Source organism: Leptolyngbya cf. ectocarpi LEGE 11479, from assembly GCF_015207065.1.
GTDB classification, from domain to species: domain Bacteria; phylum Cyanobacteriota; class Cyanobacteriia; order Phormidesmidales; family Phormidesmidaceae; genus Leptothoe; species Leptothoe ectocarpi.
This window is the reverse complement of the sequence record NZ_JADEXP010000475.1, coordinates 1-3,837: the sequence shown is the minus strand read 5'-3', so window position 1 is coordinate 3,837 and position 3,837 is coordinate 1. Positions and strand designations below refer to the sequence as shown.

The window sequence follows — 3,837 nt, the reverse complement described above, 5'->3', positions numbered from 1 at the left end:
AGCCCGGATAGATAGTTTTGTCCAATCACTTAGCAAACTGGTTTTGATTGGTCAGATTTTTCTTCATCAAGCATAAAGCATGGGCTTACTAAGGCCAGAAAGATTTGTATAAGCCTTAAGTCTTTCGCGCTAAAAATTGGGAGTCTGTGACCGCCCTTCTAAAATCGGGAAATTGCCGCTCGCAAAATCTATCATGGTTGCTTCTGCGCAAAAGAATGAACAGCCTAAGCCGAGGCAGCAGGCTGATGACCCCCAGCTCAACTGGCGGACCTGCTGGTATCCCATTGCTTTTGCAGTGGATTTACCCATTAACCAGCCCTATGGGTTTTCTATCTTTGCAGAGCCCTTTGTTCTGTTTCGCGATCGCACCAAAAAACTAACATGCCTAGCGGATCGCTGCCCTCACCGGTTGGCCAAACTCTCAGACGGTCGCGTTACCGATGGCCATTTGGAATGCCTTTATCACGGGTGGCAGTTTGGTGAGGACGGCACCTGTGTGCATATTCCCCACCTGTCGGATGGGGCTGCGATACCTGAGCGAGCCTGTGCTAGCTCGTTTCCGGTCCAAGAGCATCAGGGCCTTATTTGGGTCTGGGCCGACCAAGATATATCTCCGGCTCCGGCTATGCCGCCTGCCATTGAAGGCTTAGAAACTGAGGGAGTCTTTCAGGTGGATACCACCACCGATCTCCCGTTTGACCACACGTTTCTTGTAGAAAACTTACTAGACCCGGCCCATGTTTATATCAGTCATGATAGGACCGAGTTAACTATTCGGCGGGAGGATGCGGCTCCCTTAGATATGGAGGTACTGGCGACTTCAGTAGAGGGAATTCAAGGCCGCTTTCGCCGGGCCGATCGCCCCCAGGCTCCCTGGACCAGGATTACTTTTTATGCGCCCATGCTGGTGCACTACGACTTTTCGAATCCTGCTTACGGTTTGGTAGGTGGTTTGGGACTGTATGCTTTGCCGATTGCCCCTGGTCATAGCCGTATCCTGGTGCGACGCTACGGTTCATTCTTCAAGCGTTCGTTTACCCTCAAGCCTCGCTGGCTAGAGCATTTGCGCCAAAACAAAATTCTAGAAGAGGACCTGGCGTTTATCGTGGCGCAGGATCGATTTTTTCGAGCCTCCAAGCAACCGCTCAAGTCGGCTTATTTTCCTCTAAAAACCTGCGATACGTTTGTGATGGCCCATCGTCGCTGGTTAGATCGGTTTGGTCAGAAGCTACCGTGGTATGTGGGATTTTCGACGACAAAAGTGCCAGCTGGGTACCCAGACTCCCACAATTTAGCGACTCGTTTTGAACGTCACACTCAGTCTTGCCAGGCCTGTTATGGTGCCTATGAACAGCTCATGACCATTAAGCAAGCTGGGTGGGTGGGTGCGGTAACGAGTGTAGCCCTAGCCCTGGTGACTGAAGGTCAGGTGCATTGGGTGTTTGTGGTCAGCTTTTTACTGGCGATGGTGGCGATCGCAACTGCCAACCAGCTAAAGTCTCGATTCTAGACCCCTAGATTTTGACGAAACAGCAGGGTGGTGTAAATCTGCAACGCCGTGTCCCAATCGCTGGGTTTACGTCGGTTGAGATCTAAATAGACCGGCATATAGGGCAGTAGAGACATCATTTCTAACGCGCCCTGGCCAAAGTTAGTAAAGTCTTCCAGTATGGGGCAGTCGGTGCTCCGGGTAATGTGCTGCACCAGCGCATTCCAGCGGATGCTAGTGGAGGTGAGGTTGGTTTGGTCGGGCACTAGGGGGACACTGTTGCGAAACTCGTAGGTGCGATCGCACATCCTCAAAATACTCTGACGCCCGTGCACATGCAGATCGAGCACCTGGGCATAGTCCTTGACCTGTACCTTGCGCTGTGGTTTGCCCCATGGTCCCTTATCAGTCACCTGTTCAAACATCGGTAGCTGAGCCCTGACGATCTGCGTGACTTCAGACCAATCAAACTGAATTGACCCCATTTGTCCCGTGGGGCTCTGGCAAACTACTACGGGCTGTGGTGCGATCGCACGACAATGCTTAATCTGAAAGACTTGAACAGTTTTGAGAACGTCAATCGTCGCCCAGGTTGTGGGGATACCGACCGCCTGTAAGGCCTCACCGTAATATTGCATCTCGCCAATCGGCCCAGTGCGCTGTAGCCGCAGCCCCCGTTTAGGCAGCTGCAAGCGGGCCATATAGGGGTCAATTTTCAGAACCTCCGCCAAACCGACCGCCGCCTGCTGCGCATCCTCTGGTGGCATAATCACCAACACCCCAGGATCGTCACTCCCCAAAACAGCCTTTGCCTCATTCAAAGCCTCTTGGCGACTGGCCTCTCGGGCCTGCTGGATGCGCTTTAAGCCAGACCGAGCCTGACCCATAAGTTTGGGATTATTGACCCGTTTGAGAAAGGTTAAATAGGTTTTTTCCGCCGCATCCCACTGTAGCGTCCCTTCCTGCAAACGCCCAATGGACAATAGCATCAGCGGATCCTTCGGCGCTTGCTTGCGCCACTGTTTAATCAACTGCTTGGCGCGACGATAATCCTGGGCCTCAAGGGCCGCATTGACAAGTTGATGCATGGGGTGGTGAGCAGTGGCGGGACAGTGGCGAACAGCAAATAGCCAAAACCTTCCCCATTCTAAAGGTCTGGTCGGTTAACAGCGCAGGATGCCGTCCCCCAACACCATGGCTAAAATAAGGCAAGACGTAGTGACTAGCGACCAACCCCCATGCGTACACCCTCGTTTCTTACCCAGGTACTCACCACCAGCGTCATGGGGGTAGTCATTGGGCTGGGGCTGGGCTGGCGTCAACAAGCTGTCACGCAGAATGCCAATACCACCGCCGCTAATAGCTCTCCAGAGCCGCAATCAGCTATTGCTGCCTCAGAGCCGATGGATTCGATGGCCCCGATGGAGTTTCTGGTCCTAGCAGGTGGAGGCGCTCCCCACTACAACGAAATTGCCCTCGAAAAAAATGTGCGTTATTTTCAGCGCACCCTGGGGGTGATGGGCATTGACCTCAGCAGGGTGCGCCAATACTTTGCCAACGGCAATGATGGGGATGCCACTGTTCGCTATATCAACCTTGTTGGTCAAGAGCAATTCAAGCCACCAGAGATTGAGCAGCTTGATGGTGCTGCCACCGTCAGTAATGCCCAAACCTGGTTTGAAGGATTAGCGAATAAATCATCCCCCTGTCCAGCCTTTTTCTATTTCACTGGTCATGGGGCCTACAACGGCGATAATCCTGATAACAATGCCATGATCCTCTGGGAGGAGGAGTTTGTTTCGGTGCAGCGGCTCTCCAGCTGGCTCGATCAGCTCCCGGCTGAGCAGCCCTTTGTAACCATGATGGCCCAGTGCTTTTCGGGCTCCTTTGCCAACCTCATCTACGAACAGGGCAATCCTGAAAATCCGGTGGCCCTGCAAACTCGCTGTGGCTTTTTTGCCACCGTTGCCGAACGGCCTTCGGTGGGCTGTACGCCAGCTGTGAATGAAGCCGACTATCGTGACTATAGTTCGAGTTTTTTTGCCGGACTAAGCGGTGTTGATCGCATTGGTCAACCGGTTGCTTCTGCTGATTACAACACCGATGGCAAAGTCTCCTATGCCGAGGCCCATGCCTTTGCCAAAGTGGATGAAGAGACTACCGACTGGCCCGTTTCTACGGTGGAAGTGTGGTTGCAAGAACAGGCTAGTGAAGAGAAGATTGCCGAGATTTTTGCCCAACCGATAAGTGATTGGATCGCTCAGGCCGAACCTCATCGACAGTATGTAGTGCGTGCGCTTAGCGAGAAACTCTCTCTAGATCTAAATCAGTCCTATTCTAGCCAAATG

3 protein-coding genes are annotated in these 3,837 nt (G+C 52.8%); 2 read left to right on the top strand and 1 reads right to left on the bottom strand.

Annotated features, from left to right (window positions below):
- Positions 1 to 193 precede the first annotated feature (193 nt).
- Positions 194 to 1,510: an aromatic ring-hydroxylating dioxygenase subunit alpha gene (locus IQ260_RS28580; protein WP_193996464.1), complete on the top strand. Its 1,317-nt coding sequence runs from the start codon at positions 194 to 196 to the stop codon at positions 1,508 to 1,510.
- Here IQ260_RS28580 and IQ260_RS28575 read toward each other — a convergent pair.
- Positions 1,507 to 2,577 carry a tetratricopeptide repeat protein gene (locus IQ260_RS28575; RefSeq protein ID WP_193996463.1) on the bottom strand — a complete coding sequence of 357 codons (1,071 nt, stop codon included), beginning with the start codon at positions 2,575 to 2,577 and terminating at the stop codon, positions 1,507 to 1,509. The genes IQ260_RS28580 and IQ260_RS28575 overlap by 4 nt on opposite strands.
- Before the next feature lie 150 nt (positions 2,578 to 2,727).
- Between IQ260_RS28575 and IQ260_RS28570 the strand changes: the two genes are divergently transcribed.
- Positions 2,728 to 3,837, top strand: a 1,110-nt coding sequence (locus IQ260_RS28570) for a Caspase domain-containing protein (protein ID WP_193996462.1), incomplete at its 3' end; no start/stop codon positions are given.